Raw genomic sequence first — 26,506 nt, 5'->3', positions numbered from 1 at the left:
AAAATGTCTGAAAGTAGAATATTTTATCCAGGAAGTGAATGGATATATTTTAAGATTTATACAGGAGTTAAAACTTCTGATATATTTCTTTTAGAAGTGATAAAGCCATTAGTTGAGCAACTTCAGAATGAAAAAGTGATTAAAAAATGGTTTTTTATTAGATACAATGATCCGAAACCACATTTAAGAATAAGATTTAATATTAGTAACCTTAACAACTATAATTATATTCTGGAAAAAATTAATTCTCTATTTGGAGAATATTTGAATTCTGGAGAGATTTCGAACGTAATAATTGATACTTATAAAAGAGAACTTGAAAGGTATGGAGAAAATACAATAGAATATGCAGAGGAACTCTTTTTTAGAAGCAGTGAATTGATTCTAAAGTTTTTAGAATACAATGATGAAGAAAAAATAATAGTTGCTTTATTTTATATTGATTGTATTTTATCTGAATTAGGATTATCAAGTGAAGAAAAAACAAATTGGATTAAGAATTATGATAATTCTTTTAAAATAGAATTTAATTCTGACAAAAGCTTGAATAAGCAACTAAAGAAAAAATATCAAGATTTTCAGCCTAAATATCTTGAATTTATCCAGTCAAATGAGTTCAATGGCATTAGAAAATTAATTACAAATAATATTTCAGAGATTCATATTATTATTGAAAAAATTTTAGAATTGGACAAGAAAGAGTATTTGAATGTAGAAATGATAGATTTTTTTCAAAGTATATTCCATATGCATGTCAATAGATTGTTTATTTCCGAACAAAGATTGTTTGAAATGATTATATATGATTATTTATTGAGACTTTATAAAATATATAATATCAATTTGTTAAGATAAATAAACAACTTGTTTTTAACTAAAATTTATCAATTTCGGCATGCTTTTTTTGATAATTAATCCTTAAATCTTCAATTTTGAGAAAAATAAAAACACAAATGATTTTGTTTTTGAAATCAGTACTGAAAATATAATAAAATGTTTAATCAAATATTATAAAGAAATATAACTGTACGTAATTTCTTATTAAAAAAAACTTTATGAAATTTAGGATTTAAATTACTTTTAAAAGTTACATTATGAAACAAACTATAATTATTCTTTTTCTTTTTTTTTCTAAGTTTATATATTCTCAAGAATTAATAAAAATTAAGATTGTTGACAGTGAAGATGGTAAGCCTATTTCTAAAGCTAGAATTATCTTATTAAAGGATGTTTTGTACTCAAACGATGAAGGTTATGTGTTAGTTCCTTCAACTGCTAACAACTTTGAAATTACTGCATATAATTATAAAACTAAGAGTTTAAAAAAAATCAATAATCTAATAGAATTAACTCCAGTTTATAAAAATATAGATGAAGTTATTATTTCAAATATTGATATTAAGAAGTTATTTTCTGAGGTTTTGAAAAACTATAAAAAGAAATACTATAATGAGACATCTGTTTATGACATTACATATAAACAGAAAAATATTGATGATGATGAATTAAGTTTTCTTCTAATTTCTAAGGGGAAAATGTGGACAATGTCAAATATGTATAACTATAAAAGTGCTTACAATAGGAAGTACGATGATTTTATACAATTAGAGTTAAGTGATGTGAAATATTTTAAAAATTCAATTTCTGAAAATGAGATTTGTAAAGGACAATCTCTTAATCAATCTAGAGATTTTATAGGTAATTTATTTTTTAATTATGAACTTAATAGAGTTAATGATTATTTTAAGATAGAGAACGCAAAATATTCTGGGAAAATTATATCCCAATCTGGTGATGAACAAAACATCATTTTTAAGATAGATTCTCCAACTATTATTGTTTCAGGAAATTTAATATATGATAAAAAAGAAAAAGTAATACTTCGTTATCAATTAGATTATGATCAAACAAATTACCCTTCGTATAAAAGAAAATCAAAAGATGGTTTAGAATATGATTTTAAAGTTGGTAATGGTACTATATATTTTGATTTTTACAGAAAAGATAATAAATATATTCCATCAATTGCTGGAACTAAAGGATTTAGTTACTGTACAATAAATAACCAAAAACATAAAAATAGTTTTAGTAGAGAACTTATTTTTAATAAATTCTCAGAATCTAAATTTTTAGAATTGACTAATAAAGTTGATTTAAATAAAAGAATATGGAGTAATTTAAAAACTAGTATAAACAAAGATGATACTACAATCCTTTTATCTGAAAGTGAAAAAGAATTTATAAATGAGAAAGAATATGAAAAATAGTATTGTTTTATTTACAGTAATCATTAGTAACTTTATATTTTCTCAAACATATCGCTTTATCTATGATGTAGAATCCAGAAAAGATTCAACATTAACTTTAATTACTAAGGAAAATTATCATTTAGATATTAATGGTGAGGAAGTAAATTATTATACAAGAGATTTTTTTATCGCAGATTCTCTAATAATTAATAATCTTCCTTTCTCCCAAAATATAAAACTCAACACTTCAAATATTGTATCACATAAAAAAGGTAACAATAATTTTGAAGAATATGATATAATTGAAAATATTGTGTTAAATCTAAAAACTATAGACACTCAAGATTGGATACTTACAAATGAAAAAAAGACAATCAACGGATTATCTATACAAAAAGCTACAACAAAATGGGGTGGCAGAAATTGGATTGCTTGGTTTACAGAATCAATACCATTTCAAGAAGGACCATATAAATTTCATGGTTTACCAGGGTTAATAGTTGAATTAGAAGATATTAAAGGGAACTATAAATTTTCTTTAGTCAAATCTGAAAATTTAAAAAATAATTATGTTAATCAATTTATAGACATGTCAAAAAAATTGAGTGTATCTGTAAACTGGGAAAAATATAAGTCTATAAAGCTTTCATACTATTCTTCGCCAATTGGTTTTATTAGAAATAATGTTGGGGCGTCTATTGGTTCGGATATTTTTTTAAATGATGGAACCAAAGTAAATAAGGTAAATGAAAGAGAAAAAAATGAAAATTTGAGATCTTTAATTAAAAAATATAATAATCCAATTGATTTAAATAAATCTATCAAGTATTAAAAATAACAAATATAATACTAAAATCTAAGAATAAGTAAAACTATAAAAGATTAATTTTTGAGTCAACAAAAGTAGGAGAGTTCACTGAAAAATCAAATTTTGTTAATAAATACTGGAGGGAGTGTACGAGCAAGAAATAATAGTACATCATCTGGAGAACTACAGTATTACATAAAAATTATAAAATAAATTTTACTAAGAAAAAGAGAAAGTAACCAAACTTACAAAAGAACAATCTTTTTTATACAAGAAGGAGGTTCACAAAAAATTACAAATCATGATTTTACATGTTGTCTTTGTACAGGAGGTGATTATGAACCTTCAAGAACTTCTTGTTTGTCAACAGAAGAATTAGCAAATTAGATTGAAATATTATTTAGTAATTAAAATTAATTCAAGTCTCTACACAAAAATTTTAATATATTTTATAATGAAAAAGAAAAAATTAACATTAAACAAAGAGAAAGTAACCAAACTTACAAAAGAACAATCTTCTTTAATACAAGGAGGTGGTTCACAAAAAAGTACAAATCATGATTTTACATGTTGTCTTTGTACAGGAGGTGATTATGAACCTTCAAGAACTTCTTGTTTGTCAACAGAAGAATTAGCAAATTAGATTGAAATATTATTTAGTAATTAAAATTAATTCAAGTCTCTACACAAAAAAACTTTAATATTTTTTATAATGAAAAAGAAAAAATTAACATTAAACAAAGAGAAAGTAACCAAACTTACAAAAGAACAATCTTCTTTAATACAAGGAGGTGGTTCACAAAAAAGTACAAATCATGATTTTACATGTTGTCTTTGTACAGGAGGTGATGATGGACCTAAACCATGGACGGTAGAAGCAATTGGCTAATAAAAATTAATTGAAAGCAATTAGAAGTCAAATAATTAAAATTAACTAAACCTTAATATTTTTTATAATGAAAAAGAAAAAATTAACATTAAACAAAGAGAAAGTAACCAAATTAACAAAAGATCGATCTGCCATCATTCAAGGTGGAAACGAGCGACCGACAGGTTCTGCGTATAGTACAAATAATGGCTTTACATGTTGTTGGTGTACTACTGGTGATGACACTAAGGATTCTTGGAATACATGTACATCACAAGATATTACAAAGATAGAATAAACATTTTAATATTAAATTTATATTTTATGAAAAAGAAAAAACTAACATTAAACAAAGAGAAAATTACAAAACTTACAAAAGAACAATCTGCTTCAATTCAAGGAGGAGGTTCAGATAGTAGCACATGGCACGATTTTACTTGTTGTTGGTGTACTAGTGGTAGTGCTGGACCATCTAAAACAAATAATTGTCCAGTAGATCCTATGACTCCAACTTATCAAGAGCAAATAAACTAATTGTTTTATTTCAAATAAGAAGTTGTCTCGAAAGAAATGATCTTAGCATTATTCAAATTGTCATAGACTTTTGTGACAACTTCTTTTGTTTTAATTGTATGAAAATTGAAGAAAAAATTTATGAAATAGAAAATTCTATATATATAAATTGGAAAAAACAACCATTTAGAAGTGACATTTCATTAATGACAGGTTTAAGCGGAATTCCTTTATTTTATTATATGCTTTATTTATATAGTGATGAAAAAAAATATTTAGAGTATATTGAAAAAATAATTGAATATATTTTTGAACATATAAATGAAAGTGATCAAAAAATTGGAACAACTTTTAGCTCTGGTGTTTCAGGTATTGGTTTCATGCTAAATATTTTAGAAAAAACTGGTAACTTTAAAAATTTAGATTTAGAGGATAATTTATTAATAATTGATGAGATATTGCTGGATACAGTAGATTATTTTCTTTCCTATATTGACAATTTAGAGCATAAACAAAAGGTTGAACAGATTGATTTTCTACATGGTGTTTTAGGTATAGCCTATTATACATTAGAAAGATTCGAAAAAATTTCTGAAAAAAACAAAATTGTTTCTTTATTTGAAAAAATTTCTGAAATAATTATATCTGACGGACAAAATGCTTATGATCTGAGAGATGTAACTGAAATTTCTGAAAGTTTTCAGAAAACTAACTTAGGTTTAGCACATGGACATGTTTCTTATATATTAATTTTAATAAAATTTTTAGAAAAATTCCCTCAGAATTTAAAAGTTCGTGAAGCGCTTATTGAAAGTACAAATACAATATTATTATTTGAAAACGATAATGATAAAAGTTTTTGCAAATTTCCAAGTATTGCAGTAAATAAAAAAACGGCTTTTTATAACATTCATTTAGGATGGTGTTATGGTGATCAATCTGTTTCTTACGCATTATATAAAGCTGGAAATTTGTTAAAAGATGATTTCTTAATTGATAAGTCAAATCAAATTGCTTTATCTACATTAAAAAGAAATGATATTGAGTCCGCTTTAATTAATAAAGATAGATATGATGCTGGATTTTGTCATGGTACAGCAAGTGTTGCGTACAATCATTGTAAATGGTATAAAATTACTAAAGATAAAAATTTTGAAGATCTTTATGTGAAATTTACAAAAGAAACCCTTTTAAAAGCTAAATATGATGATGGTTTAGCTGGGTTTATGAAATATAATGGAGAAGGAGAGTTAGTTCAAGCGATAGGGATCTTAGACGGAATTACTGGCATAGGTGTTTTTTTATTAGATAATATTTTAAAAGAAAAATCTAATTTTAATTGGCAATCTATATTCTTATTAGAATAAAGCAAAATTTATGAAAAAGGAAAAATATATCCCTACTAACAAATATATATTACGAACCCCTCTTTTACCAATTAATTATTTTTTTGACTTATCATCTTCCCCAGATATAATTTCTGATGAAAAGTTTAAAGAGATTTTAAAAGATAAAAAGATAATTGAAGGTATTTTTTTGGCTTCTCCAACATTATATTTTCAAATTGAAAAGTTTCTAAAAGATGAAATTACAAGTATAGATAAAAAAGAACGTTTAAAGAATAGCGTACTAAAATATATTTCTCGCATGTGTTCACGTTGCACACCTTACGGATTATTTGCAGGGTGTTCTGTCGGTGAGTATTCAGATTTAACTAATATTTTACTGAGTAACAATCAAAAATATATGCGCCACACAAGACTTGATATGAATTATGTTGTATTTCTTTCTTATGAAATGCTAAAAAATGATGATATAAAAAAGAAACTTAAATTTTTTCCTAATTCAAGTCTTTATAAGGTAAACGATAAATATAGATATATTGAATATTATTATAAAAAAAATAATAGGCATTATGATATTGTTGCTGTAGAAGCATCTCAATATCTTGATAAAATCATCCAAAATAGTAAGAATGGTTTATTTATTGAAGAAGCTATAGCATTGATTACTGACAAGGACATAGATAATGAAACAGCATATGAATTTATTGAAGAGCTAATTGACTCTCAAGTATTAGTCAGTGAATTAGAGCCTTCAGTAACTGGCACGGAATTTTTTTCTCAATTACGCAATATATTAAATGAAAGAGCCCCCAATAATTTATATTTAAATTTCATAAATACCATTGAGGAAAAATTAAAAAATATTGACTTGAACATTGGAAATGATATTAATGAATATATTGACATAAGTCAAATTATTCAAGAAAGAGAAGACTATAAATATGATTTAAAATATTTATTTCAATGTGATTTAGTGTTATCAAACGAACAAAATACAATTAATAGGATTATTACTAAAGAAGTGCTGAGCACTATTTATTTTTTAAATAAAATTAGAAAAAAAAGAAATAAAAGTAATTTAGACAATTTTAAGGAATCCTTTTATGAAAGATATGAAGGTCATGAAGTACCTATTTTACAAGTTTTGGACCCAGAAATAGGAATAGGATATGGCAAAAATTCTCAATCAAATGATGATAATCCTTTAATAGATGATCTGTTTATTTCTCAACCTTTTGATTATAAAGATGCTCAAGAAATTAAATGGTCAACTATTGATAAAATAATCCAAAAGAAAATAATTAAAAGTATTGAACTACATCAACAAGTAATTAAAATTGATGACAGTGATTTTTCTTTTTTACCTGACATCTCAATTGATGAATTACCTGATACAATTTCTTTCATGTTAGAGATTATTAAAGAGGAAAACAATCACAAGATTAAATTCAGTGGTGGGGGCGGAGGAAGTGGAGCAAATTTGCTTGCTAGGTTTTGTCATGCGGATCAAAAAATTCATGAATATGTAAATGAAATAATAAGCATTGAGAATAATAGTGATAAAATAATAGCAGAAATTGTTCATTTACCTGAGGCTAGAGTTGGAAATATTCTTTCAAGACCAGATTTAAGAAGTTTTGAAATTCCCTATCTAGCTAGATCATTAAAGCCAAAAGAGAATCAAATTTCTTTGGACGATATTACGGTGTCAATTAAAAATAATAAGATTTTTTTAAAATCTAAGTTATATAACAAAGAAATTATACCTAAATTAACCAATGCACATAATTACTCTAATTCTAATTCTCTACCTATCTATAACTTTTTATGCGATTTGCAGTCGCAGTCAGTAAATAATTTAACTGGGGTTTTCTTTGATTTAAGTGTTTTTGAAAATTTATATAAATTTATACCAAGAATAGAGTACAATAATGTTATTTTATCATATGCTACATGGATTTTAGAAGCTGATGATTATAAATCACTAATTAATTCAAAAAATATAGTTGATTTAAAATACGAAATAGAAAAATTGAAATCGAAATTTAATTTACCAGATTATATCCTTTTATCAGATGGTGATAATGAACTTTTGATAAATACAAATAATATAAGTTATGTAAAGATGTTTGTTGATGTAATTAAAAACCGATTATTTATTAAACTAAATGAGTTTATATTCCTAAGCAAAGATTCAATAGTAAAAGATAAAAAAGGAAATCATTTTACAAATGAAGTAATTATGACATTTACAAAAATCAATGATAAAAAATGAAAAGATTAAATGTTTATAATATTATAGGTGGTGAATGGATTTATTATAAAATATATGTAGGTACAAAATCAGCTGATGATATACTTAATAATACCATTTTTAGTTTTGCAAATGAAATGATAGAAAAAAAAATAATTAATCATTGGTTTTTTATTCGATATAATGATCCAAAATTTCATTTAAGAATCAGATTTAATTGTGATATAAAAAATTTAGGTAGTATATTAGTCGCTATGCATGGTTTGTTAAGTCCATTAATTGAGGAATTTATTATCTGGAAGGTACAAATTGATACTTATAATAGAGAAATTGAGAGGTATGGATTAAATACAATGGAGTTTTCAGAGAAAGTTTTTTATTACGACACATTAATGGTATCAAAATTTTTATACAATTTTAAAGATGAAAATTTAAGGTGGCTTTTTGCATTAAAATCTATTGATTCTTTTTTAGACTTATTTAAATACGAGTTGGTTGAAAAAATTAATTTAATGGAGATTTTAAGTACATCTTTTAAAAATGAAATAGGTACATCAAAAATTCTAAATTCTAATTTAAGTGACAAATACAGGAAGAATAGAACACTGATAGAAAATGCTATAGAAGAAAAAAATGAGAACAAGGATTTATATAAAATAATTTATAGTAGAAACATTAATATTTCCAATGAACCTGTTTTTTCAAATTTTAATAAATTATTAGAAGTTCCTTTAAACAGCTTTATTTCTAGCCATATTCACATGACTATGAATCGTGTTTTTAAATCAAAAAATAGAATACATGAAATGGTTTGTTATGATTTTTTATGTCGCTATTATAAGTCTAAAATGGCAATTGAGAGAAAAAACCAATGTTAAATAAATTTCCTTTTTATAGGCAACCTGATGCAAAAGATTGTGGCCCTACTTGCTTACGTATTGTAAGCAAATTTTATGGTAAATCTATACTTCTGCAAAAGATTCGTAACATTAGTGAGACCACAAGACAAGGGAGTTCTTTACTGGGGTTAAGTGATGCTGCTGAGAGTCTAGGGTTTAGAAGTTTAGGAGTTCAAATAGATTTTGATACTTTAACAGAAGAAGTACCATTACCTTGTATAGTACATTGGAATAAGAATCATTTTGTAGTTGTTTATAAGATTGATAAATCAGAAAAAGTTTACGTTTCGGATCCAAGTTATGGTTTAATATCTTATAGAAGAGAAGAGTTTATAAGACACTGGATTGGTAATAATGCAAATGAAACTACCGAAGAAGGTATTGCGTTACTTATAGAAACAACACCAGAATTCTACCAAAACGAGTTTGAAGAAGAAGAAAGTAAAGCCAGCTTTTCTTTTCTGTCCAAGTATCTACTAAAATATAAATCATTTGTTTTTCAACTTACTATTGGTTTATTTGCAGGAAGTTTATTATCGCTCATTCTTCCCTTCCTCACTCAAAGTATTGTGGATGTAGGGATTCAGAACCAAGATCTAAATTTTATTTATTTGGTACTTTTGGCTCAAGTAATGTTATTTTTGGGTAGAATGGGTATTGAGTTAATAAGAAGTTGGATCTTACTTCATCTTTCTACGAGAATAAATATTTCTATTATCTCCGATTTTTTCATCAAACTTATGAAACTTCCCATCAGTTTTTTTGATACAAGAATGACGGGTGATATCATGCAACGCATCAATGATCATCATAGAATTGAACAACTTCTTACCAACTCTTCACTCAACACATTATTCTCACTGGTCAATTTAGTAGTCTACAACATCGTCCTTTTATTTTATGACTATCGTCTTTTTCTCATATATTTAGTAGGCGCTGTCGCTTACGTAGGTTGGATTTCATTTTTCCTCAAAAAAAGAAGAGAATTAGATTACAAAAGGTTTTCTCAGGTTTCACAAGAACAAAGCAAAGTGATTGAACTAGTCAACGGAATGCAGGAAATCAAGATGCATAATGCCGAAAAGCAAAAACGCTGGGGCTGGGAGTTTCTACAAGTTAAATTATTTAAGTTAAGAATCAAATCACTTTCTTTGGAACAATGGCAATCAGCTGGAGGAAACTTTATCAACCAAATGAAAGACATTTTAGTGAGTTTTCTTTCAGCAAAATTGGTTTTAAGTGGTAATCTTACTCTGGGGATGATGCTTTCGGTACAATACATTATTGGGCAATTAAATAGTCCTTTAATGCAATTAATAGATTTCATTAGACAATATCAAGATGCATCTATCTCTTTGGAAAGGCTTGCAGAAATTCACGATAAAGAAGATGAAGAAAATACTGAGGAACATTATGCTTCTGAAATCCCTAAAAAAGATATTGAAATCGAAAATGTTTCTTTTAGATATATTGGTTCTGACCAATTTGTTTTTGAAAATTTAAACCTCACAATTCCTCATCAAAAAACCACAGCAATCGTGGGAGCTAGTGGAAGTGGTAAAACTACTCTACTCAAATTATTAATGAAATTTTATGAGCCTAATAAAGGCGAAATAAAAATAGGAAACACCAATATCAAAAACATTTCTCCTAGATTTTGGCGAGAACATTGTGGTGTTGTTATGCAAGATGGTTATGTTTTCAATGACACAATAGCTGAAAATATTGCTGTCGGGGAAGATTACATTGATAAACAAAAACTTAGAAAAGCAGTGGAAATTGCAAACATCAAAGATTTTATTGAAGAATTACCGTTAAGTTATAACACTAAAATAGGTAATGAAGGAATCGGAATAAGTGGTGGACAAAAACAAAGACTTTTCATTGCTCGAGCAGTATATAAATCTCCAGAATATATTTTTTTTGATGAAGCTACTTCTGCTTTAGATGCCAATAATGAAAGAATCATTATGGAAAATTTAGAGCAATTCTTTAAAGGGAAAACAGCTATAGTGATTGCTCATCGTCTTTCAACCGTAAAACATGCAGATAAAATTATTGTATTGGATAAAGGAAAAGTAGTAGAAGAAGGAACTCATACAGAATTAGTGGCTAAAAAAGGAGAATATTATAGACTTGTTAAAAATCAGTTGGAACTTGGAAGCTAAAAAAGACATATTAGATAATATAGAACTTCGTTCAGAAAGTGTTCAAGACATTCTTACGAGACCACCACATTGGATGATTCGTTGGGGGAATACAATTATATTTATTATTTTACTAATGATATTGCTGATGAGTTATTTCATTAAATATCCAGAATTTGTACCAGCTCCAATTATAGTAACCTCCCAAAATCCGCCTGAAAAGCTGTTGACAAGGACAAATTCTAAAATTGAAAAAATATTTATTAAAGATCATCAAGAAGTTAAAAAAGGTGATGTTTTAATGATTTTACAATCAACTGCCAACTATAATGATGTATTAAAACTCAAAAAAATTGTTGATTCTATTTCACCCAATCAAATATTAAATTTTCCATTAAGTGAAACTTCAAAATATAAATTAGGAGATTTACAAAGTGATTACAATTCTTTTGCAAAAGCTTTTCAGGATGAAAGGTTGTTTTCAAGACTAAAGCCTTATGCTCCAGAAGATATTGCAACTAGCCAAAGCCTATCAGAAAGTAGAGGAAGAATTGCCACATTACAACAACAATTGAATTTAGAAAATGCTAAATTTGATTTAACCAAGAAAAATTATGAACGTTCTCAACAACTCTTTAATCAAGGAGTAATTGCTAAGATGGAATTGGAAAATGAAAGAATAAAATATCTTCAAGCCCAACAAAATGTAAAAAGTATAATGCTTTCAATTTCTCAATTAGAAGAGTCTCTTAATAATTTAAATAAAACAAAAAGTGGTGTAGCAATAAATTCTGAAAAGGATAAAATCAATTATTCTTCTCAGACCCTACAACTTTTTGAACAATTGAGAAAATCTTTGAAGCAATGGGAACAAAACTATTTGATTATTTCTTCTACAAATGGAACGGTGAGTTTTCAGCAATTTTTGGGAGAAAACCAATTTGTAAAAACAGATGAAGCAGTACTATCTATTTTACCAACAAATAAAGAAGCTTTAGTAGGCAGAATGTCTATTCCATCTGTAAATTCTGGAAAAGTAATTTCAGGACAAAAAGTATTAATAAAACTAGATAATTACCGATACCAAGAATTTGGTATTGTAGAAGGTAGAGTTCAAAATATTTCTCTTACACCAGATGAAAAAGGTAATTATTATGTAGATGTTCTTCTTCCAAATGGTCTTAAAACTTCATATAATAAAAATCTTCCTTTTGATAAAGAACTAAAAGGAAATGCTGAAATTGTAACCCAAGATTTAAGATTAATTGAGCGTTTTTTCTATCAAATTAGAAAATTATTGGGGTATCAATCATAATAGGAATTAATTATCATTACAAATCAAAGTAAAATCCGCTTACAAAACCTGCATAAAATTTACCCAACTATAATAAAAATAAAAGTAAATTCTATACAAGTTATCATTTCACCTATTTATAAATAAGTATTTTTCATTACTCAACCCGCACAAAAAGACACAGATTTTTGCTGTAACTGAGTATTAAACTTACAAACAGACAGTTACTTGCGTAAAGATGTTATGGAGAACTGTATCAAACTTCACTCTGCATAAAAAAGACATATTCTATTCCTAAACCTAAATAAATTATATTTAGCTACAACAAGAACCTGTGTGATTTTTACACACCTTCTGCTTATACTTTTGTAAAAATGTAGCAAACATTCTATCAAAATTAACCCTGTGTAAAAAAGAACATTCTACTGCTAAACCTGTATAAATTATATTCAGTTATTACAAGAACCTGCATAACTTCTGTATGGTTTATTAAAGTACCTGAGTAAAAAATACGCAGGCTCAAAATATTTTACTCAAAATTTTTTCTTTCAAAGCAATAAATCTCTAAAACATCTAATTATCAATATTATAGAAATATTTTTAGGGCTCTGAAAATTATGACCTTTTGTTTGGCAAGATGTGTCTTTGTACCCACAAACTTTTCAAGTTTTGAGTCCAAAGACTCTCTTGCCTTTTTTTACAAAAAGGGGAAAAAACTGCGGAACTTGTTTTTTGTTAAAATAGAGCTAGATATAATAGCAAATAAAAAACGGTATTTTTTCGTTAATGACTAAAAAATAAACATCAATTAATTTTGTAGTTAGAAACTACTAGGCCTAAAATAAAATCAACAAATTTTTGTTTGGCAGTTTCTCTATTGATGATTTTATTTTGGTATTCATAAGAATTTAACACCTTTATTATTTATTTGTAAGTAAGTAAAGTATCTCCTTTTAATTTTACTCGACCATTTCCTTTTTTGGTATTTATAATTTCATCATTTAAAGTTCTAACTTTGAATATAACAAAATCTGGAGACAGAGTTGAAGCCATAGATTTAGGATATCTTTCTACAATATTAACTTTGAAAAAATCAAATATAATGTTGTGAAAAATAATATTAGGAACAACTCCTTGTTTGTTGAGTTCAAGTTTATAATTCATAAATTAAAATTTTCATTTTTAATAAAGATGAAATTTGAGTAAAAATAATAATTCTGCATAATTAAAAAAAAGAATTTAGAAAATGCAATGTATATGCTTCATTACGTTGAAAATATTTTTAATTTTCTAAAATATCAATTTCGCTACTTTGAGAAAGTAAAAACAGAGATGCTTTTGCCCTTCCTACAAGAAGAAATAAACTTTCGGAATTTTTTTTTATTTCATTAAAATAGGATTTAATTTTCCAGATTAGTCCAAAATATTCTTTTTTAATCTTTAGAGAATCCAGATTAATCCAAACTATTCTTATTTAGCCCAAGCCCTTTGAATACTATTGTTTTAAAGATTTTTAACGCTCAATTTTGTCTCAGAATTTTAATCAAAAAGAGATGAAAAAATCGAGCTATCTTTTATTCGTATTATCTACAACTTTAATTTACGGACAAGTTGGGATTAACACCCAAACTCCAGAGACTACTTTAGAAGTTGTAGGAAAGCCAAACGATATTAGTCATTATGATGGAATTATTCCACCACGTATTACAGGAAATCAATTAGCAGCCAAAGCGTATTCATCTGCTAAGCAAGGAGCAGTGGTTTATGCAACATCTCCTCCTTCAAATTTGACAGGTCAGATTAAAAACATTACCGAAGCAGCCCCTTATTATTTTGACGGAACCTTATGGCAGTCTTTTTCAAAAGAGATAGCTCCTATTGAATACTATATTGTATTAACGTTAGATCCAAACAGTACAGCTGGACTAACAGCAACTTCGGTATGGTCTGCACCAGTGAACTATTGGGGAAATACTAATACATATCTGACCGCCTCAAAATCCTATACCATCGGAACCAAAAATTTCGGAGGATTAAAGGGAGCTATAACATTCAGAAAAATTCAAGGTATTGTCAATGTTCATTTTCAAATCTACAGATCCTCAGATTCTGCCCCTATCACTGGAGATGCTTTTATTAGCATTGCTAATATATACAGCGATATAGGCTATATTCCGAATCAGATTGCTCTGCTACATTCCGAAAATTCTACGCAGTATTTTCCTGCCTTACTCGAAAATTATGCCATACAAATTCCGCAGACTTCTTTAAATGCAATGTCCACTTCCTATTATACTTACGGAGAAGTTCAAGGATACTCCAACTGGAGGAAACCTTATTTGCCATAGAAAATAGCTACAAGGAGTTTGATAAAAAATGGAAAAAAGAGACTATATAAAAATTAGGATATCCAAAACAAGAAAACAACACTGGAAAAAAATTTGCAAAGAAAAAAACATCACTCTAACCAACTTAATCATCGCATCAGTTGAAAATAGAATTTTAGAAGATGAGAGAAAAAAGATATTGACGTTCATTGAAAAACAAGATAACATCTTCATAAAAATTGAGACCAACATCAATCAGATTGCCAGAATTGCAAACGCTCAAAAATTTATCAGCAGTAAGGAATTAAATTATTTCCAAAGCCAACTGAAAACCATTACTGAACTGAAAGAAAAGCAAAACGAAATTTTTCTCAAAATCTACTCCTTAATAGCTGATGATAGTTAAGATTTTAGGATCGGCAAGTTCCAATTTTCATGGTGTACAGTATAATGATAAAAAAGTAGAGAAAGGGGCTGGTGAATTAATGCTGATGAAAAATTTTCCTTCCTTCATTAATGAAAGCAGCAGTCAGGAAGAAGTAAGAAATTATCTCAAATCCATTTCAAAAAATGAAAAAGTAAAAAAGCCACAATTCCACGCGGTAATTTCAACAAAATTTCAACAGCACAGCAAAGAGGAATTAACAAAAGTTGCGGAAGATTTTATGCAGGAAATGGGTTACGGAAACCAACCGTTCATCGTGATTTTTCATAATGATACCGAAAATAACCACGTGCACATCATTTCCACAAGAGTTGATAAATCGACTGGGAAAAAGCTCAACGACAGCTATGAAAAACTCAAAGCCCAAAAAGCGCTGACCGATGTAAAGGAAAGGATTTATGGCAAAAACAACGAAGAGATTATTAGCAAACTTTTGAGCTACAATATAAGTTCGTTGAAGCAACTGGAAATCTTAATGGAAAGAAACGGATTCAAGTTGGCAAAGAACAAAAATGATAAAAATGCTTTGGATATTCTAAAAAATGGAGTTCGAGAGAAAACAATAAATGGAAATCAGCTCGTTTTCAGCAATGTTAAAAATGACAATAGAACAAAGCAAATCAAGGCGATTTTGAATAAATATAAAGAGGTATATTCTAACAAGGTTTTCAAAGTGGAAGACCGGAGACATTTAGAAAAAATGCTTCCTGAAGAAAAACAAAAAGAAAATTGGAAGCCTAAAATTGAATTTGAAAGCGAGCTTCAGAAAAAGCTCAGAGAAGTGTTTGGAATTGATGTAGTTTTTCATCAAGTCGATGAAAAATCTCAAAGCAAAGAAAAATCGGAAGGCGGACTCCGCCCTTTTGGTTACACTTTAATTGACCATAAAACCGAAACGATTTACAAAGGAAGTGATATTCTGAAAATGAATGATTTGTTTGAATTCACTTCCGAAGTAATGGATAAGAAACTATTTGAAAGCTTAAAAGATTACAATTTATCAGATGAAATTTCTAAACAAGTGTTGATAGAATATCTGAAGCAGGAGAATCCGGAAAATGTTCCCAAGGGTTTTATGCTATTCGAGAACAAGAAAAGAAAGAGCAAGGAAGTATTCAATTCGATAAAAAATGAGGTAAGAAACTATCTCAAAACACAAAGCAATAATAACGTTAAAATTATAAAATCAGAAGAAGGAATCTATTATGCAGTTAACGCAAAACAGCATTATGTAGGAGAACTTCAATCATTAATTGGAGAAAAGGAATATCAAAAATTTTTAAATCCAAATCAAACCAATGAAGCTAAAACAATAAACCAGACTGAAAGTAATGAAGCAAAAGAATTATCAAAAGCAGTAAATGAAATGTTTTTTGAATGGACAAAACATTCAGGAACATCAAAAGACCCTGCGGAAGAAGAACTCAAAAAAAGAAAAAAAAGAAAGAAATTATGATTATCACATTTGCCACGCAAAAAGGAGGAACAGGAAAAACGACACTTGCCATTGCCTTTGCTAATTACATTTCTGCTTTATCAGAAAGGAAAATAAAGGTATATGATTTCGATTTTCAAAAATCCTTCTACTACAAATGGAAAGAAGACGAACAGTCAGACCTTCCAAAATTTTATGAAGTAGAAACCATTGGCGAAGACGAAGAGCAACCTTTTTCCGATTTTGAAACCCTCATTAATATGAAGGAAAGTGAAGAGATCAACCTTTTTGATTTGGCAGGAACACTCGACCAAAAATATACTGATTTACTCATTTACAGCGATTTTATCATCATTCCTTTTGAATATTCTGATGTATCGGTAAAATCAACTTTGGTATTTAAAAATCTGTTAGGCTTACTGGAAAGTGAAGCAGAACGAATATTTATCAGATCCAAATACGACAAAGGCTACAAATACCCTAACCAAAAGGAAATGGATGAAGAAATTTCAAAATATGGAACACTCATTGAAAATCCTGTACTCAAAAGAAACTGCCTTCAAACCATAGATACCAGAAAGCTGACCTACGAACAAAAATATGCCGTAAAAAAGCCTTTTAATGAAATTATTGACCAAATAAACAGCATTTTAAAAATAACCCTTTAAATAAAAACACAAATGTTAAAATATTCACTTATCCTTCTAGGAGCCTATTTCCTGTACTATGCTGGAAACATAGTTTACGACCTTTTTTTAAAAAAAGAGAAAACCATACCTACCGATGCTACAGAAGAATTTTCACTTGCTGATTTTGCGCAGTCAGAGAACCTTCCTCCAAGTTCAGTCGGAATTGAAGATGTAGAAAATATTCGCACTCCAAAATCTTTCTTGAAAAGTGAAATTCCGACAGCTCAAGCTCAAAACACCTTTGAAGAAAACCCCGATTTGGAAGAATTAAGAAGAAGATTTGAATCCGAACAAGACTTGGATGGTTTTGACCAGTTGGAAGAACCAATAAAAAATACAACTGAAAATATAGAAGCTATTCAGTCAAAAAATAACGAAAATCATCAAAACCATATTCAAGAAGAACAAGGTTTATCCATTCAAAAATCAAACAGAAATAAGTGGCATCAATTGCTCAATCTGGCAGAAACCAGCGTGCAGATGATTTCCCATAATGACGGATATAAGATATATCATTCCATTATGTAAGTTACAATAAAAATATTTAAAGCGCTCAAAAACAACGTATTAAAAAACCGTTGCAGGGTATCCTATGCTCTAATCTTAACCCCTCAAATTCAATATTAACCTTTTTAAAACCTTATGTATTATGAATCAAAAATTTAAAAAACACCAAATGATGAAAAAAGTATTTACTGCTTTCATCCTTCTTTTAGCCATTTCTCCAGCCTTTGCACAAGGAGGTGCCACTGCCATTTCCAACGCAGCAAGTGACATCAAAGATTATTGGGATCCCATCAAGCTGATTTTAAAAGCCGTGGGCGGACTAGTTGGTTTCATTGGCGGTCTTCGAGTGTATAATAAATGGACGAATGGAGACCAAGATGTCAACAAAGAAATTCTCGGTTATGGAGGAGCAATGATTTTCCTCATTGTCGTTCCAGAATTCGTCACCGCATTTTTTGCCTAAAATGGGATTTTACCTTTACAAGGGGCTTAAAAAACCCCTTGTATTTTTCGGACTCAAAGGGAAATACATCTTTTATGCAGTTGGTGTCATCGGAGGCGGAGTTATAGCCGCATTGATTCTCTCCAAATTCGGTTTACTCGGTTCATTATTAGGATTGGTAGTTACTGCAGGAGGTGTTTATTTCATCTTCAAAAGGCAGGACAAGTACGGTTTGTACGACAAAACCAAAAATTTCAATCAAATATTCATTTTTCCAAAAAGATTTAACAACAAAAGACTTTTGCAACATGGCAACAAAAAAGAAACAAGCATTTGATATTCCTTTTATCGGATACGATTACGGGAAAGATTTCAATTGGGATTTTGATGTTCTTTTCGGACAGTATGGAAACCCTATTATTGGAATTAAGATAAAAAATATGGTCGAGCAATATTCCGCCGATCCTGATAATTATCTCCATTTTCATACCATTTTAAATCAAGTTGTTTCGATTATTGGAGAAGGAAGAATTGTTCAGAAACTCGATATTTTTTCAAAAAAGAAATATATAGCAGAACCATCTCATCAGTTTCTTCAACAAAAATATTCAGAGCATTTTGATGGAAGGCTTTTTAAAACCATTGAAACGGTATTGCTGTTTACCGATATTGTGGATGACAAACTGAAAAAGAAAAACAAGCAGTACAACCACTCGGAAAAAGGCTACAAAGAACTTCGAGATAAATGCCAGAAAGTTTTTATGCTATTAAAACAGAGCGATTGCGAACCACAATTTTTATTGGAGAAGGATTTTGAGTATTACATTTCTGGAGTTTTGTCGATGAAATTTTCAGAGGTACCAACATTTGATAATATCAAAAGCACCAACGAATATCTGAAAATAGGCAAAAGATTTGTAAAAAACATTTCTTATGTCGATGTAGAAAATATTGATTTGCCTTCAGAAATAGAACCCTATTCTATTTTGGGAGGAAACGGAGCTGCATCAGAAACAGCCGTCGATAATTTCACCTTCATTAATGAATTGGAAGACTATGAAACGATTGTTTATAATCAGATTATTACCATTCCACTACAAGCACCACAGCAAAGAGAACTCGATAAAAAAAAGAAAAAGCACGAAGGAGCAGCCAACAATTCTCCGAGTAATGCCATCATTGCAGAAGAAATTCAAACCCTACTTCATAATATCGCTGTTGATGGACAACTCGTTGTGAATGCACATTTTTCGATTTTATTTTCAACAAATACGCTGGAAGAAATGGAGGGGACACAATCCCTGATTGAAAATAAACTCTTTACCAAAGGTATAATTGTTTCCAAAAATGCTTACAACCAGTTGGAACTCTTTCGAGCAGCCATTCCAGGAAATGCAACGGAATTAAGGGAATATGATTTATTTATGACGACAAGCGAAGCGGCCTTGTGTTTTTTTTTTAAAGAAAGTTACCCCGTGAACGAAGAATCGAATTTTTATTTACGATTTACGGACAGACAAGGTGTTCCACTGAAAGTAGATCCTTCAGATTTACCTATGAAAACAGGAAGAATCAACAACAGAAACAAATTCGTTTTAGGTCCATCAGGTTCGGGAAAATCATTTCTGATGAATAATATTATCGAGCAATATCTCACGTATAATTATGACGTAGTCATTGTGGATACAGGAGATTCCTATTCAGGAACCTGCAAGTATAAGGGAGGAAGATATATTCAATACACCGAAGAAAAACCCATTACTATGAACCCATTTCTGATGAACAAAGAAGAGTTTAATATTGAGAAAATTGAATTTTTAACCAATTTGATTTTCTTGATTTGGCAAGGTCCCGATGCGGTAATGTCATCCGCACAAAAGTCTATACTAGATAACGTACTGATGTCTTATTATCATCAATATTTTAATTCGGGAACATGCTGGTATGAAAATAAAAGTTCAGAAGAATTGATTCTTTATCTGAATAAATATAACATTCACGAAGAAGATCTATTTACAGAATATGAGAATGAAACCAATAAGCAAAGAAGCTACTATGATATTTTAGGTATTCCATTCGATGCCAAATCTGATGAGATTAAAGAAGCCTTCCGAAAGTTGGCAATTGAGTATCACCCCGATAAAAATTTAAATAATCCTGACTATGACAGCGAAAAATTCTACAAGGTTTATGAAGTGTATGAAACATTGAATGACGAAGAAAAGCGAAAAATTTATAACGAAACACAACTCATTCTTATCAAATCCAATGAAATCATTAGACAACCTAAATCTGCAGAAGAATGGAACGAATCCTTTAGAAAAGCCATCATCAAAAAAATTAAGGAACTCGAAGAAAAACTGGAAACGAAAGAACTTTCTTTCAATGGATTCTATGAGTATTGCGACCGGTTCCTACCGGTTTACTTAAACAATAAAAAGCACAAAATCAACGAAAAAGAATTCAACCTGCGTACTTTCTTATTTGTTCTGAAGGACTTTTACAAAGGCGGAAGATATGGAACCACCTTAAATAATAAAGCAGACGAGAGTCTATTTGATGAACCATTCATTGTTTTTGAAATTGACAATGTAAAGGACAATCCCAAATTGTTTCCGATTGTAACGCTCATTATTATGGATACCTTCATTCAGAAAATGAGATTAAGAAAAGACCGCAGGAAAGCTTTAATCATAGAAGAAGCGTGGAAAGCCATTGCAAGTAAACTGATGGGAGGATATATTCTCTATCTCTACAAAACGGTTAGAAAATTTTGGGGAGAGGCTGTCGTGGTAACTCAGGAACTCGATGATATTATTGGAAATGCTGTAGTAAAAGACTCCATCATCAACAATTCTGATACGTTCATTTTGTTGGATCAGACCAAGTTTAAGGACAATTTTGACCGAATTGCTGCTTTACTTTCTTTAAATAAGGTGGAACAGAATAAAATTTTCACCATTAACAACTTGAACAACAAATTTGGAAGAAGCCGATTCAAAGAATTTTACCTGAAAAGAGGTTCTAAAGGAGAAGTCTATGGAAATGAAGTATCATTAGAACAATATTTAACCTACACAACCGAAAAACCCGAAAAGTCTACAGTTGAATATTACGTGCAGAAATACGGAAACTATGATGAAGCCTTATGCAAGATTGTTGATGATTTAAAAAATTTCGGGGACAGCCTTGAAAATTTGGTTTCGCTCGTGAATCTCTACCAAAATCCTTTGGATGATAAAATAAATTCTTTTTACAGATTGATGAAAACAAAACACAAAGGAAAAAATATGTTCAAAATTATTTTGCAAGAATTAGAAGATCAAAACATCAGTTTTTCAGAATTAATCAAACAAAAACAAGAGCTATATGAAAAAGTTTAGTCTAAAAATAGTAATGCTGCTTTTCTCTTTTTGGGGAATAATGAGCTTTTCCCAAAACACTTACATCGACCCGACTGTAACGGCTGCTATGATTTTGTATTCAGAAAATTTGAAAGCCAAACAGAATGAAGTCATTGACGAAACCTCCAAATTGAAAGATGCACAAGAGTGGGTAGGAACACAGATGGTAGCTGCCAATGATATTCAGAACAAAATACTGAAGGGGCTGAAAGAAGTTTCAGGAACCTTACAAAACGGAGTTCAGGTAAAAGGAATTTATTCTGAATTGAATAAATGTTATACCTATTCCTCACAAGTGGTACAATTGGCATCACAACATCCGCAATATGCCATATTTGGAGTTAAAGCTTCACAGAAAACCTACGAGCAAAGTCTAAAAATTGTTACCGATGTTTCTGATATTCTGGCATCTGGAGAGCTCAATTTGGCTACTGCAGGAGACCGTTACAAAATCCTGCATAATATTTCAGAAAATGTAAAAAATCTAAAATTGTGGCTTTTGGCAATCAAACTGCGATTAGAAAAAGCCAACCGATTAGGATTTTGGAATTCCATTAATCCATTTGCAGGATACATCAATACTGATAAAGGCATTGTGGAAAGTATAATGAACCGATATAAAAGAAATTTTTAAAAATCTTACGATGAAGAAATTTTCTCAAATCCTATTGATACCATTGATTTATGTTGTGTTAACTTCTTCCGGAGGTGGTTCCACACCAGCTTGGCAGCAGGAAAATGTTTCCTTTCCAATGATGAATCTTGAGATTAATGCGACAATGAAAGAAAATGAAAGGCAAAAAGAAATGAGGCAAAAACAAACAGCCAATGCTACCATAGAAACCGCCAATAGAACCCAATGGAACAACTTTAAAGACAAAGTCACTAAAGTTCAAGACAGATTGAGGATTGTTTCATTTGCCATTCAGGCAATTCCTACGGGAATAGCAATGAGTAGAGAAGTTAATAAAATTACTCAAAATCAGACAGACATTATCAATGAAATCAATTCAGCTCCTTATTCCATTATTGCAGTATTGCCATCCCAAGTACAGTTTGTGGACGATTTGCAAATGGTAACACGGTTAATCATGGGAATAGTGATTTCTTATGGAGCTATTAATCAAATGGAAAAATCAGAACGCAAAATTTTATTGGATTACGCATTGGGTGAAGTCAAAACACTTAGCAGAAATTCTACCCATATGCTCTTAAAAATCAGAGATATCAAAGCCAAAGTATTACGCAACAAAAGGGCTTTCCAATATTATGTCAACAGAGATAAACAAGTGGTAGAAAGCATTATGAAAAATATTAAATCTTTTTAGAAATGAAATCGAAGATTATCTCCTTTCAGTCGATGAATACATTTCGTGAATACCTTACTAAGAAAATAATAAAGTAATGAGCAAAAAAATAGTAACCTTTGGATTATTGACATTTTTTGGAATTTTAATCAAAAGCCAACAAATAGTATTCAATGACAAGCTTTTTGCACAAATGACAAAAGATCATGCGGTAAGAATGGGAAGCGAACAAGCATTTTTAAATTCTTATGAAAAGCAAAAACAGTTGTATGACGATATTAAAAACAAAACTGCACAAGTAATTGCCGTTCAAGAATACATTTATCAGCAACTCAAAAATGTCAATTCAGCGCTTACTCAAAGCAAAAAACTCATCTATCTCTATCAGTATCTAGGCAAGGTTGTGACCAACTCAAACAGAATGCTGGATTTATCTGCCCAACATCCTGAATATGCCATCTTGGTTTCCAAATACTATGTCGAAATCGGAAATCAAGCAATGAAGCTTAAACAAGAAGTATCGCAGGATATTCTGAATGAAAACAAAGATTTCTTGATGGATGCCAGTGATAGAGAAATGCTCATCGAAAAAGTCTTTACAAGGGTAAGAAACATCAATGGAAATATTCTCTATATCATCTTGCGATTAGAGAATGCCAAGAAAATCCCTTATCTATATCAGATTCCCAAGCTTCGAAATTATATCAACATAGACAGAGCAATTGTCGGAGATATTATCACAAAATATAAATACATCTTTAATTAGAAACAAAAAGATAAACAGATGAAAAATATAGTTAAAAAAGGAAAATTTGTCCTCTTACTATTTATTGCAACTTCAGCATTTGGACAAAGTATAAAGAAATTGAACGATCCCTCCATTGTAGCCCAACACAAAAGAATGACTTTTGAAAGCTGGGGAGATTGGCGACCTTATCCGAAATATTTTTTAGGCATTCAGACCAATTTTGCCTATGCTACAGTTTGGGGAATGTGGGCACCGAGTATCAATAGAGCCTATAAGAATGGTGAAGATATTCGACCATTAAAACCAAACGGAGAACAAAATTTAAGATTAGCCCAGTTAAAACTTCAGGAAGAAGAAGCAAAAAAAATCAAAGCCGCTTCTGATACGATTTACAAAAGAAGTGTTCAGGATTTTGCGCATTGGACTTCTGCCACCGTTGATGCCGATCCGCTATGGCTTTTATACTATAAGAGGATGCTGAAACCCATTACTGAATTTCCCAACACCCCTCAAAATTTTATAGAATGGAGACTGAAAGATCAGCAAACATATGAAACGCTCAATACCACAGGCACATTAAAAAGATGGCAGGAAGAATTGGATCTTATTAAAGAAAAATATGCCATGTCCCGAAGTATGGATATGCCCAGAGGAAAACGCTTCCTGATGTACCATGAAACACTCATCAAATGGAGAAATTTTGTTCAGGAATTAAAGAAGTACAATGACAGGACTACACTTCTATTAGATTATAAAAATATTTTTAAAAACCATTTATCTACTGCTTTACCCAACCAATGGACACCTGCTTCAGATAAACAAATTGTTCATAACACCATGCAACAATATAAACACCGATTTTAGAAATGAATAAAAAACTCACCTTATTATTTTGTCTTTTGGCAATAGTATTGCCAATTATGGGATTTTCCCAAACAGACAGCGATTACAGCAGTCTGCTCCAATTTTTAAAAGGCGACGGCGCTTTCGAAAAATGGTTTATGGAAATCTTTACCAAATTGGATAACAGTGTACAAGATAGTGCTCAAGGTTCTGCCTTGGTAGGAAAAGCCATTGGAGGATTAGGAGCCTTGATGTATCTCGGATATATGGGCTGGCAAATGGCGGCTGGAGACAGAGAATGGGAAATTACTCCCATGCTAAAACCAATTCTGATTGGATTTACGCTTGTTTATTGGCCAGGATTTGTCAATCTGATACAAGCCCCTTTTGAAGCCATAGCTCAACCAGGAATTGCCATCTTCAGTGACATTGAATCTGAAGTCAATGATTTACGAGTGCAAAGGTTCAAAAAGCAACAGCAACTATTAGATGCCGTCATCAAACTCAATGCGGAAGAAGATGCCAAACAGGAAGTCATCAACAACACCAGTCAAAACGCTGATGATTCTTGGTTTGATGTAAGTGAAGGATTAGACAAATTGATACAACCCATCAAAGAATGGCAGATTAGAATGCAGTTCCAAATGCAAAAATTAGTCGCTGAAGTCATTGAATTTGTCTGTCTTTCCATCTTGAGAATTTGTGTGTATCTTATTTTCTTCATCCAAAAAATTTGGGCATATATCCTTATTATTTTAGGACCTATTGCGGTTGGAATGGCACTAGTTCCAGGATTTGAAAATTCCTTGTACAGCTGGGTGTCTAAATTTATCAATATCAATCTCTACACTTTTGTGGCTTATACGATTATCAATATCGGACAGCAATTGATTGCTTCTGGCTATACCATGGAAATAGAACGATATGACACCCTTCTATCCAACGGAACCATCACCAACCTAGATGCTCTGATGATCTATGTAAGTAATTCGGGAATGATTTATAACCAATTGTTTACCTGCGTTGCCTATATCGTTACGGGAATTGGAGTTCTGATGACACCCACCATTGCCGATACCATTGTTACTGCAGGAGGAGCTGGAGCGATGACCAAGATGAAAAGTGCTGTAGGAAAAATGACGAGCAGTGCCAAAACAGCAATATTAACTGCAAAAACAGGAGGAGCTTCTATCGCATCATCCGCTGCAAAAAGTGCAGCAGCAGGTTCAGCATCAGGAAGAGTTCAAGAAGCCATGAAAAAAGGAAAGTAAATATAATCATCAAACCGACAACCGACAACCGATAACCGACAACTATCAACTATCAACAATCAACCAACAACCAACAACCAACAACTAAAAAAAATGCTTATTAAAAATATAGAACAAAGAATTAAAATCAACAAGGTGGTTTCCATCTCTGCCATTGTGTTTGCGGTCTTCATCGTTATAGCAGGTTTCTTCTTTGCATACAGAATAATTGAAGATTCCAGAAAATCCATTTATATTTTAGATAATGGAGTTCCTGTACTGGCAAAGCAAACCGATGTTTTACTCAACAGACCTGTAGAATACAAAGCGCAGATTGAGCTTTTCCATCGATTGTTTTTTACGCTAGCTCCAGATGATGCTTATATCAAGGATAATATCCAAAAATCATTATATCTCATTGATGACAGTGGAAAAAAAGAATACACCAATCTGAAAGAAAAAGGCTTTTACAATCAAATTATTGCCTCTAGTTCAATGGTCAGTATTCACGCAGATTCTATTACAATTAATATGGAGCAGAAGAAGTTTGCTTTTTTCGGAAAGCAGATGATTACCAGAAAATCTTCCGTCATTACAAGAAAACTCATTACTGAAGGTTATTTTGATGACATTATCCGAAGTCCTAATAATCCTCATGGCGTAATGCTTAAAAACTGGCGAATCCTAGATAACGAAGAAATCTCTAACCAAACCAAAAATTCGTACTAAAA

At 30.2% G+C, this 26,506-nt stretch carries 27 protein-coding genes; 26 read left to right on the top strand and 1 reads right to left on the bottom strand.

Annotated elements, in window-relative coordinates; all coding sequences use genetic code 11:
• Positions 1-3 precede the first annotated feature (3 nt).
• The 12 genes from N7277_RS11670 to N7277_RS11615 all read left to right on the top strand — a co-directional run bounded on the left by N7277_RS11670 (position 4) and on the right by N7277_RS11615 (position 12,399).
• Positions 4-855 carry a thiopeptide-type bacteriocin biosynthesis protein gene (locus N7277_RS11670; RefSeq protein WP_274779704.1) on the top strand — a complete coding sequence of 284 codons (852 nt, stop codon included), beginning with the start codon at positions 4-6 and terminating at the stop codon, positions 853-855.
• Positions 856-1,094: 239 nt separating this feature from the next.
• Positions 1,095-2,267, top strand: a complete 1,173-nt coding sequence (locus N7277_RS11665; RefSeq protein WP_274779703.1) for a hypothetical protein — start codon at positions 1,095-1,097, stop codon at positions 2,265-2,267.
• Complete coding sequence (locus N7277_RS11660) at positions 2,257-3,081, top strand: GLPGLI family protein (RefSeq protein ID WP_274779702.1); 825 nt, start codon at positions 2,257-2,259, stop codon at positions 3,079-3,081. The genes N7277_RS11665 and N7277_RS11660 overlap by 11 nt, the downstream gene beginning before the upstream one ends.
• Before the next feature lie 430 nt (positions 3,082-3,511).
• Positions 3,512-3,700, top strand: a complete 189-nt coding sequence (locus N7277_RS11655) for a class I lanthipeptide (protein WP_274779701.1) — start codon at positions 3,512-3,514, stop codon at positions 3,698-3,700.
• 69 nt (positions 3,701-3,769) lie between these two features.
• On the top strand, positions 3,770-3,946 hold the full coding sequence (locus tag N7277_RS11650; protein WP_274779700.1) for a class I lanthipeptide: 177 nt from the start codon (positions 3,770-3,772) through the stop codon (positions 3,944-3,946).
• A gap of 67 nt (positions 3,947-4,013) precedes the next feature.
• On the top strand, positions 4,014-4,223 hold the full coding sequence (locus N7277_RS11645) for a class I lanthipeptide (RefSeq protein WP_274779699.1): 210 nt from the start codon (positions 4,014-4,016) through the stop codon (positions 4,221-4,223).
• 26 nt (positions 4,224-4,249) lie between these two features.
• A complete protein-coding gene (locus N7277_RS11640) occupies positions 4,250-4,459 on the top strand; it encodes a class I lanthipeptide (protein WP_274779698.1) in 210 nt (69 codons plus the stop codon).
• A gap of 98 nt (positions 4,460-4,557) precedes the next feature.
• A complete protein-coding gene (locus N7277_RS11635; protein WP_274779697.1) occupies positions 4,558-5,805 on the top strand; it encodes a lanthionine synthetase C family protein in 1,248 nt (415 codons plus the stop codon).
• A 10-nt stretch (positions 5,806-5,815) separates the two neighbouring features.
• Positions 5,816-8,059 carry a lantibiotic dehydratase family protein gene (locus N7277_RS11630; protein ID WP_274779696.1) on the top strand — a complete coding sequence of 748 codons (2,244 nt, stop codon included), beginning with the start codon at positions 5,816-5,818 and terminating at the stop codon, positions 8,057-8,059.
• The gene (locus N7277_RS11625; RefSeq protein WP_274779695.1) at positions 8,056-8,916 is read left to right on the top strand and encodes a thiopeptide-type bacteriocin biosynthesis protein; all 861 of its coding nucleotides are present in this window, start codon (positions 8,056-8,058) and stop codon (positions 8,914-8,916) included. Before N7277_RS11630 ends, N7277_RS11625 begins: the two co-directional genes overlap by 4 nt.
• The gene (locus tag N7277_RS11620; protein ID WP_274779694.1) at positions 8,910-11,105 is read left to right on the top strand and encodes a peptidase domain-containing ABC transporter; all 2,196 of its coding nucleotides are present in this window, start codon (positions 8,910-8,912) and stop codon (positions 11,103-11,105) included. Before N7277_RS11625 ends, N7277_RS11620 begins: the two co-directional genes overlap by 7 nt.
• On the top strand, positions 11,095-12,399 hold the full coding sequence (locus N7277_RS11615; protein ID WP_274779693.1) for an HlyD family secretion protein: 1,305 nt from the start codon (positions 11,095-11,097) through the stop codon (positions 12,397-12,399). Before N7277_RS11620 ends, N7277_RS11615 begins: the two co-directional genes overlap by 11 nt.
• Positions 12,400-13,302: 903 nt before the next feature.
• Here the strand turns inward: N7277_RS11615 and N7277_RS11610 are convergent.
• Entirely contained in the window at positions 13,303-13,542 is a 240-nt protein-coding gene (locus N7277_RS11610; RefSeq protein WP_274779692.1) for a hypothetical protein, read from the bottom strand.
• 389 nt (positions 13,543-13,931) lie between these two features.
• On the opposite strand from N7277_RS11610, the gene N7277_RS11605 reads away from it, so the two are divergent.
• The 14 genes from N7277_RS11605 (at position 13,932) to traK (ending at position 26,504) form a co-directional block, all read left to right on the top strand.
• Positions 13,932-14,726 (top strand): hypothetical protein, encoded by a 795-nt coding sequence (locus N7277_RS11605; protein WP_274779691.1) that lies wholly within the window; start codon positions 13,932-13,934, stop codon positions 14,724-14,726.
• Between the two features lie 28 nt (positions 14,727-14,754).
• On the top strand, positions 14,755-15,111 hold the full coding sequence (locus N7277_RS11600) for a hypothetical protein (protein WP_274779690.1): 357 nt from the start codon (positions 14,755-14,757) through the stop codon (positions 15,109-15,111).
• A complete protein-coding gene (locus N7277_RS11595) occupies positions 15,101-16,606 on the top strand; it encodes a relaxase/mobilization nuclease domain-containing protein (protein WP_274779689.1) in 1,506 nt (501 codons plus the stop codon). The genes N7277_RS11600 and N7277_RS11595 overlap by 11 nt, the downstream gene beginning before the upstream one ends.
• Positions 16,603-17,253, top strand: coding sequence for a ParA family protein (locus tag N7277_RS11590; RefSeq protein WP_274779688.1), 651 nt, complete (start codon positions 16,603-16,605; stop codon positions 17,251-17,253). Before N7277_RS11595 ends, N7277_RS11590 begins: the two co-directional genes overlap by 4 nt.
• 12 nt (positions 17,254-17,265) lie before the next feature.
• Positions 17,266-17,802 carry a hypothetical protein gene (locus N7277_RS11585; RefSeq protein ID WP_274779687.1) on the top strand — a complete coding sequence of 179 codons (537 nt, stop codon included), beginning with the start codon at positions 17,266-17,268 and terminating at the stop codon, positions 17,800-17,802.
• Positions 17,803-17,923: 121 nt separating this feature from the next.
• Entirely contained in the window at positions 17,924-18,244 is a 321-nt protein-coding gene (locus N7277_RS11580; protein WP_274779686.1) for a DUF4134 domain-containing protein, read from the top strand.
• Position 18,245: 1 nt separating this feature from the next.
• Entirely contained in the window at positions 18,246-18,560 is a 315-nt protein-coding gene (locus N7277_RS11575; protein WP_274779685.1) for a DUF4133 domain-containing protein, read from the top strand.
• Complete coding sequence (locus N7277_RS11570; RefSeq protein ID WP_274779684.1) at positions 18,532-21,606, top strand: TraG family conjugative transposon ATPase; 3,075 nt, start codon at positions 18,532-18,534, stop codon at positions 21,604-21,606. The genes N7277_RS11575 and N7277_RS11570 overlap by 29 nt, the downstream gene beginning before the upstream one ends.
• Complete coding sequence (locus tag N7277_RS11565) at positions 21,593-22,261, top strand: hypothetical protein (RefSeq protein WP_274779683.1); 669 nt, start codon at positions 21,593-21,595, stop codon at positions 22,259-22,261. Before N7277_RS11570 ends, N7277_RS11565 begins: the two co-directional genes overlap by 14 nt.
• A gap of 10 nt (positions 22,262-22,271) precedes the next feature.
• A complete protein-coding gene (locus N7277_RS11560; protein ID WP_274779682.1) occupies positions 22,272-22,955 on the top strand; it encodes a hypothetical protein in 684 nt (227 codons plus the stop codon).
• A gap of 76 nt (positions 22,956-23,031) precedes the next feature.
• Positions 23,032-23,700 carry a hypothetical protein gene (locus tag N7277_RS11555; protein WP_274779681.1) on the top strand — a complete coding sequence of 223 codons (669 nt, stop codon included), beginning with the start codon at positions 23,032-23,034 and terminating at the stop codon, positions 23,698-23,700.
• 18 nt (positions 23,701-23,718) lie between these two features.
• A complete protein-coding gene (locus N7277_RS11550) occupies positions 23,719-24,546 on the top strand; it encodes a hypothetical protein (RefSeq protein WP_274779680.1) in 828 nt (275 codons plus the stop codon).
• A gap of 2 nt (positions 24,547-24,548) precedes the next feature.
• Positions 24,549-25,796, top strand: coding sequence for a type IV secretion system protein (locus N7277_RS11545; RefSeq protein ID WP_274779679.1), 1,248 nt, complete (start codon positions 24,549-24,551; stop codon positions 25,794-25,796).
• 93 nt (positions 25,797-25,889) lie between these two features.
• Positions 25,890-26,504: a conjugative transposon protein TraK gene (gene traK / locus N7277_RS11540; RefSeq protein WP_104794003.1), complete on the top strand. Its 615-nt coding sequence runs from the start codon at positions 25,890-25,892 to the stop codon at positions 26,502-26,504.
• Positions 26,505-26,506 lie beyond the last annotated feature (2 nt).

This window comes from Cloacibacterium sp. TD35, assembly GCF_028864635.1.
Classification (GTDB): Bacteria; Bacteroidota; Bacteroidia; order Flavobacteriales; family Weeksellaceae; genus Cloacibacterium.
This window is presented reverse-complemented; position numbering and strand designations above follow the sequence as displayed.

Coding starts and splice junctions, on each gene's coding strand:
- N7277_RS11670 (WP_274779704.1), top strand. CDS start 4: ATGTCTGAAAGTAGAATATTTTATCCAGGAAGTGAATGGATATATTTT.
- N7277_RS11665 (WP_274779703.1), top strand. CDS start 1,095: ATGAAACAAACTATAATTATTCTTTTTCTTTTTTTTTCTAAGTTTATA.
- N7277_RS11660 (WP_274779702.1), top strand. CDS start 2,257: ATGAAAAATAGTATTGTTTTATTTACAGTAATCATTAGTAACTTTATA.
- N7277_RS11655 (WP_274779701.1), top strand. CDS start 3,512: ATGAAAAAGAAAAAATTAACATTAAACAAAGAGAAAGTAACCAAACTT.
- N7277_RS11650 (WP_274779700.1), top strand. CDS start 3,770: ATGAAAAAGAAAAAATTAACATTAAACAAAGAGAAAGTAACCAAACTT.
- N7277_RS11645 (WP_274779699.1), top strand. CDS start 4,014: ATGAAAAAGAAAAAATTAACATTAAACAAAGAGAAAGTAACCAAATTA.
- N7277_RS11640 (WP_274779698.1), top strand. CDS start 4,250: ATGAAAAAGAAAAAACTAACATTAAACAAAGAGAAAATTACAAAACTT.
- N7277_RS11635 (WP_274779697.1), top strand. CDS start 4,558: ATGAAAATTGAAGAAAAAATTTATGAAATAGAAAATTCTATATATATA.
- N7277_RS11630 (WP_274779696.1), top strand. CDS start 5,816: ATGAAAAAGGAAAAATATATCCCTACTAACAAATATATATTACGAACC.
- N7277_RS11625 (WP_274779695.1), top strand. CDS start 8,056: ATGAAAAGATTAAATGTTTATAATATTATAGGTGGTGAATGGATTTAT.
- N7277_RS11620 (WP_274779694.1), top strand. CDS start 8,910: ATGTTAAATAAATTTCCTTTTTATAGGCAACCTGATGCAAAAGATTGT.
- N7277_RS11610 (WP_274779692.1), bottom strand. CDS start 13,542: ATGAATTATAAACTTGAACTCAACAAACAAGGAGTTGTTCCTAATATT.
- N7277_RS11605 (WP_274779691.1), top strand. CDS start 13,932: ATGAAAAAATCGAGCTATCTTTTATTCGTATTATCTACAACTTTAATT.
- N7277_RS11600 (WP_274779690.1), top strand. CDS start 14,755: ATGGAAAAAAGAGACTATATAAAAATTAGGATATCCAAAACAAGAAAA.
- N7277_RS11595 (WP_274779689.1), top strand. CDS start 15,101: ATGATAGTTAAGATTTTAGGATCGGCAAGTTCCAATTTTCATGGTGTA.
- N7277_RS11590 (WP_274779688.1), top strand. CDS start 16,603: ATGATTATCACATTTGCCACGCAAAAAGGAGGAACAGGAAAAACGACA.
- N7277_RS11585 (WP_274779687.1), top strand. CDS start 17,266: ATGTTAAAATATTCACTTATCCTTCTAGGAGCCTATTTCCTGTACTAT.
- N7277_RS11580 (WP_274779686.1), top strand. CDS start 17,924: ATGAATCAAAAATTTAAAAAACACCAAATGATGAAAAAAGTATTTACT.
- N7277_RS11575 (WP_274779685.1), top strand. CDS start 18,246: ATGGGATTTTACCTTTACAAGGGGCTTAAAAAACCCCTTGTATTTTTC.
- N7277_RS11570 (WP_274779684.1), top strand. CDS start 18,532: ATGGCAACAAAAAAGAAACAAGCATTTGATATTCCTTTTATCGGATAC.
- N7277_RS11565 (WP_274779683.1), top strand. CDS start 21,593: ATGAAAAAGTTTAGTCTAAAAATAGTAATGCTGCTTTTCTCTTTTTGG.
- N7277_RS11560 (WP_274779682.1), top strand. CDS start 22,272: ATGAAGAAATTTTCTCAAATCCTATTGATACCATTGATTTATGTTGTG.
- N7277_RS11555 (WP_274779681.1), top strand. CDS start 23,032: ATGAGCAAAAAAATAGTAACCTTTGGATTATTGACATTTTTTGGAATT.
- N7277_RS11550 (WP_274779680.1), top strand. CDS start 23,719: ATGAAAAATATAGTTAAAAAAGGAAAATTTGTCCTCTTACTATTTATT.
- N7277_RS11545 (WP_274779679.1), top strand. CDS start 24,549: ATGAATAAAAAACTCACCTTATTATTTTGTCTTTTGGCAATAGTATTG.
- traK (WP_104794003.1), top strand. CDS start 25,890: ATGCTTATTAAAAATATAGAACAAAGAATTAAAATCAACAAGGTGGTT.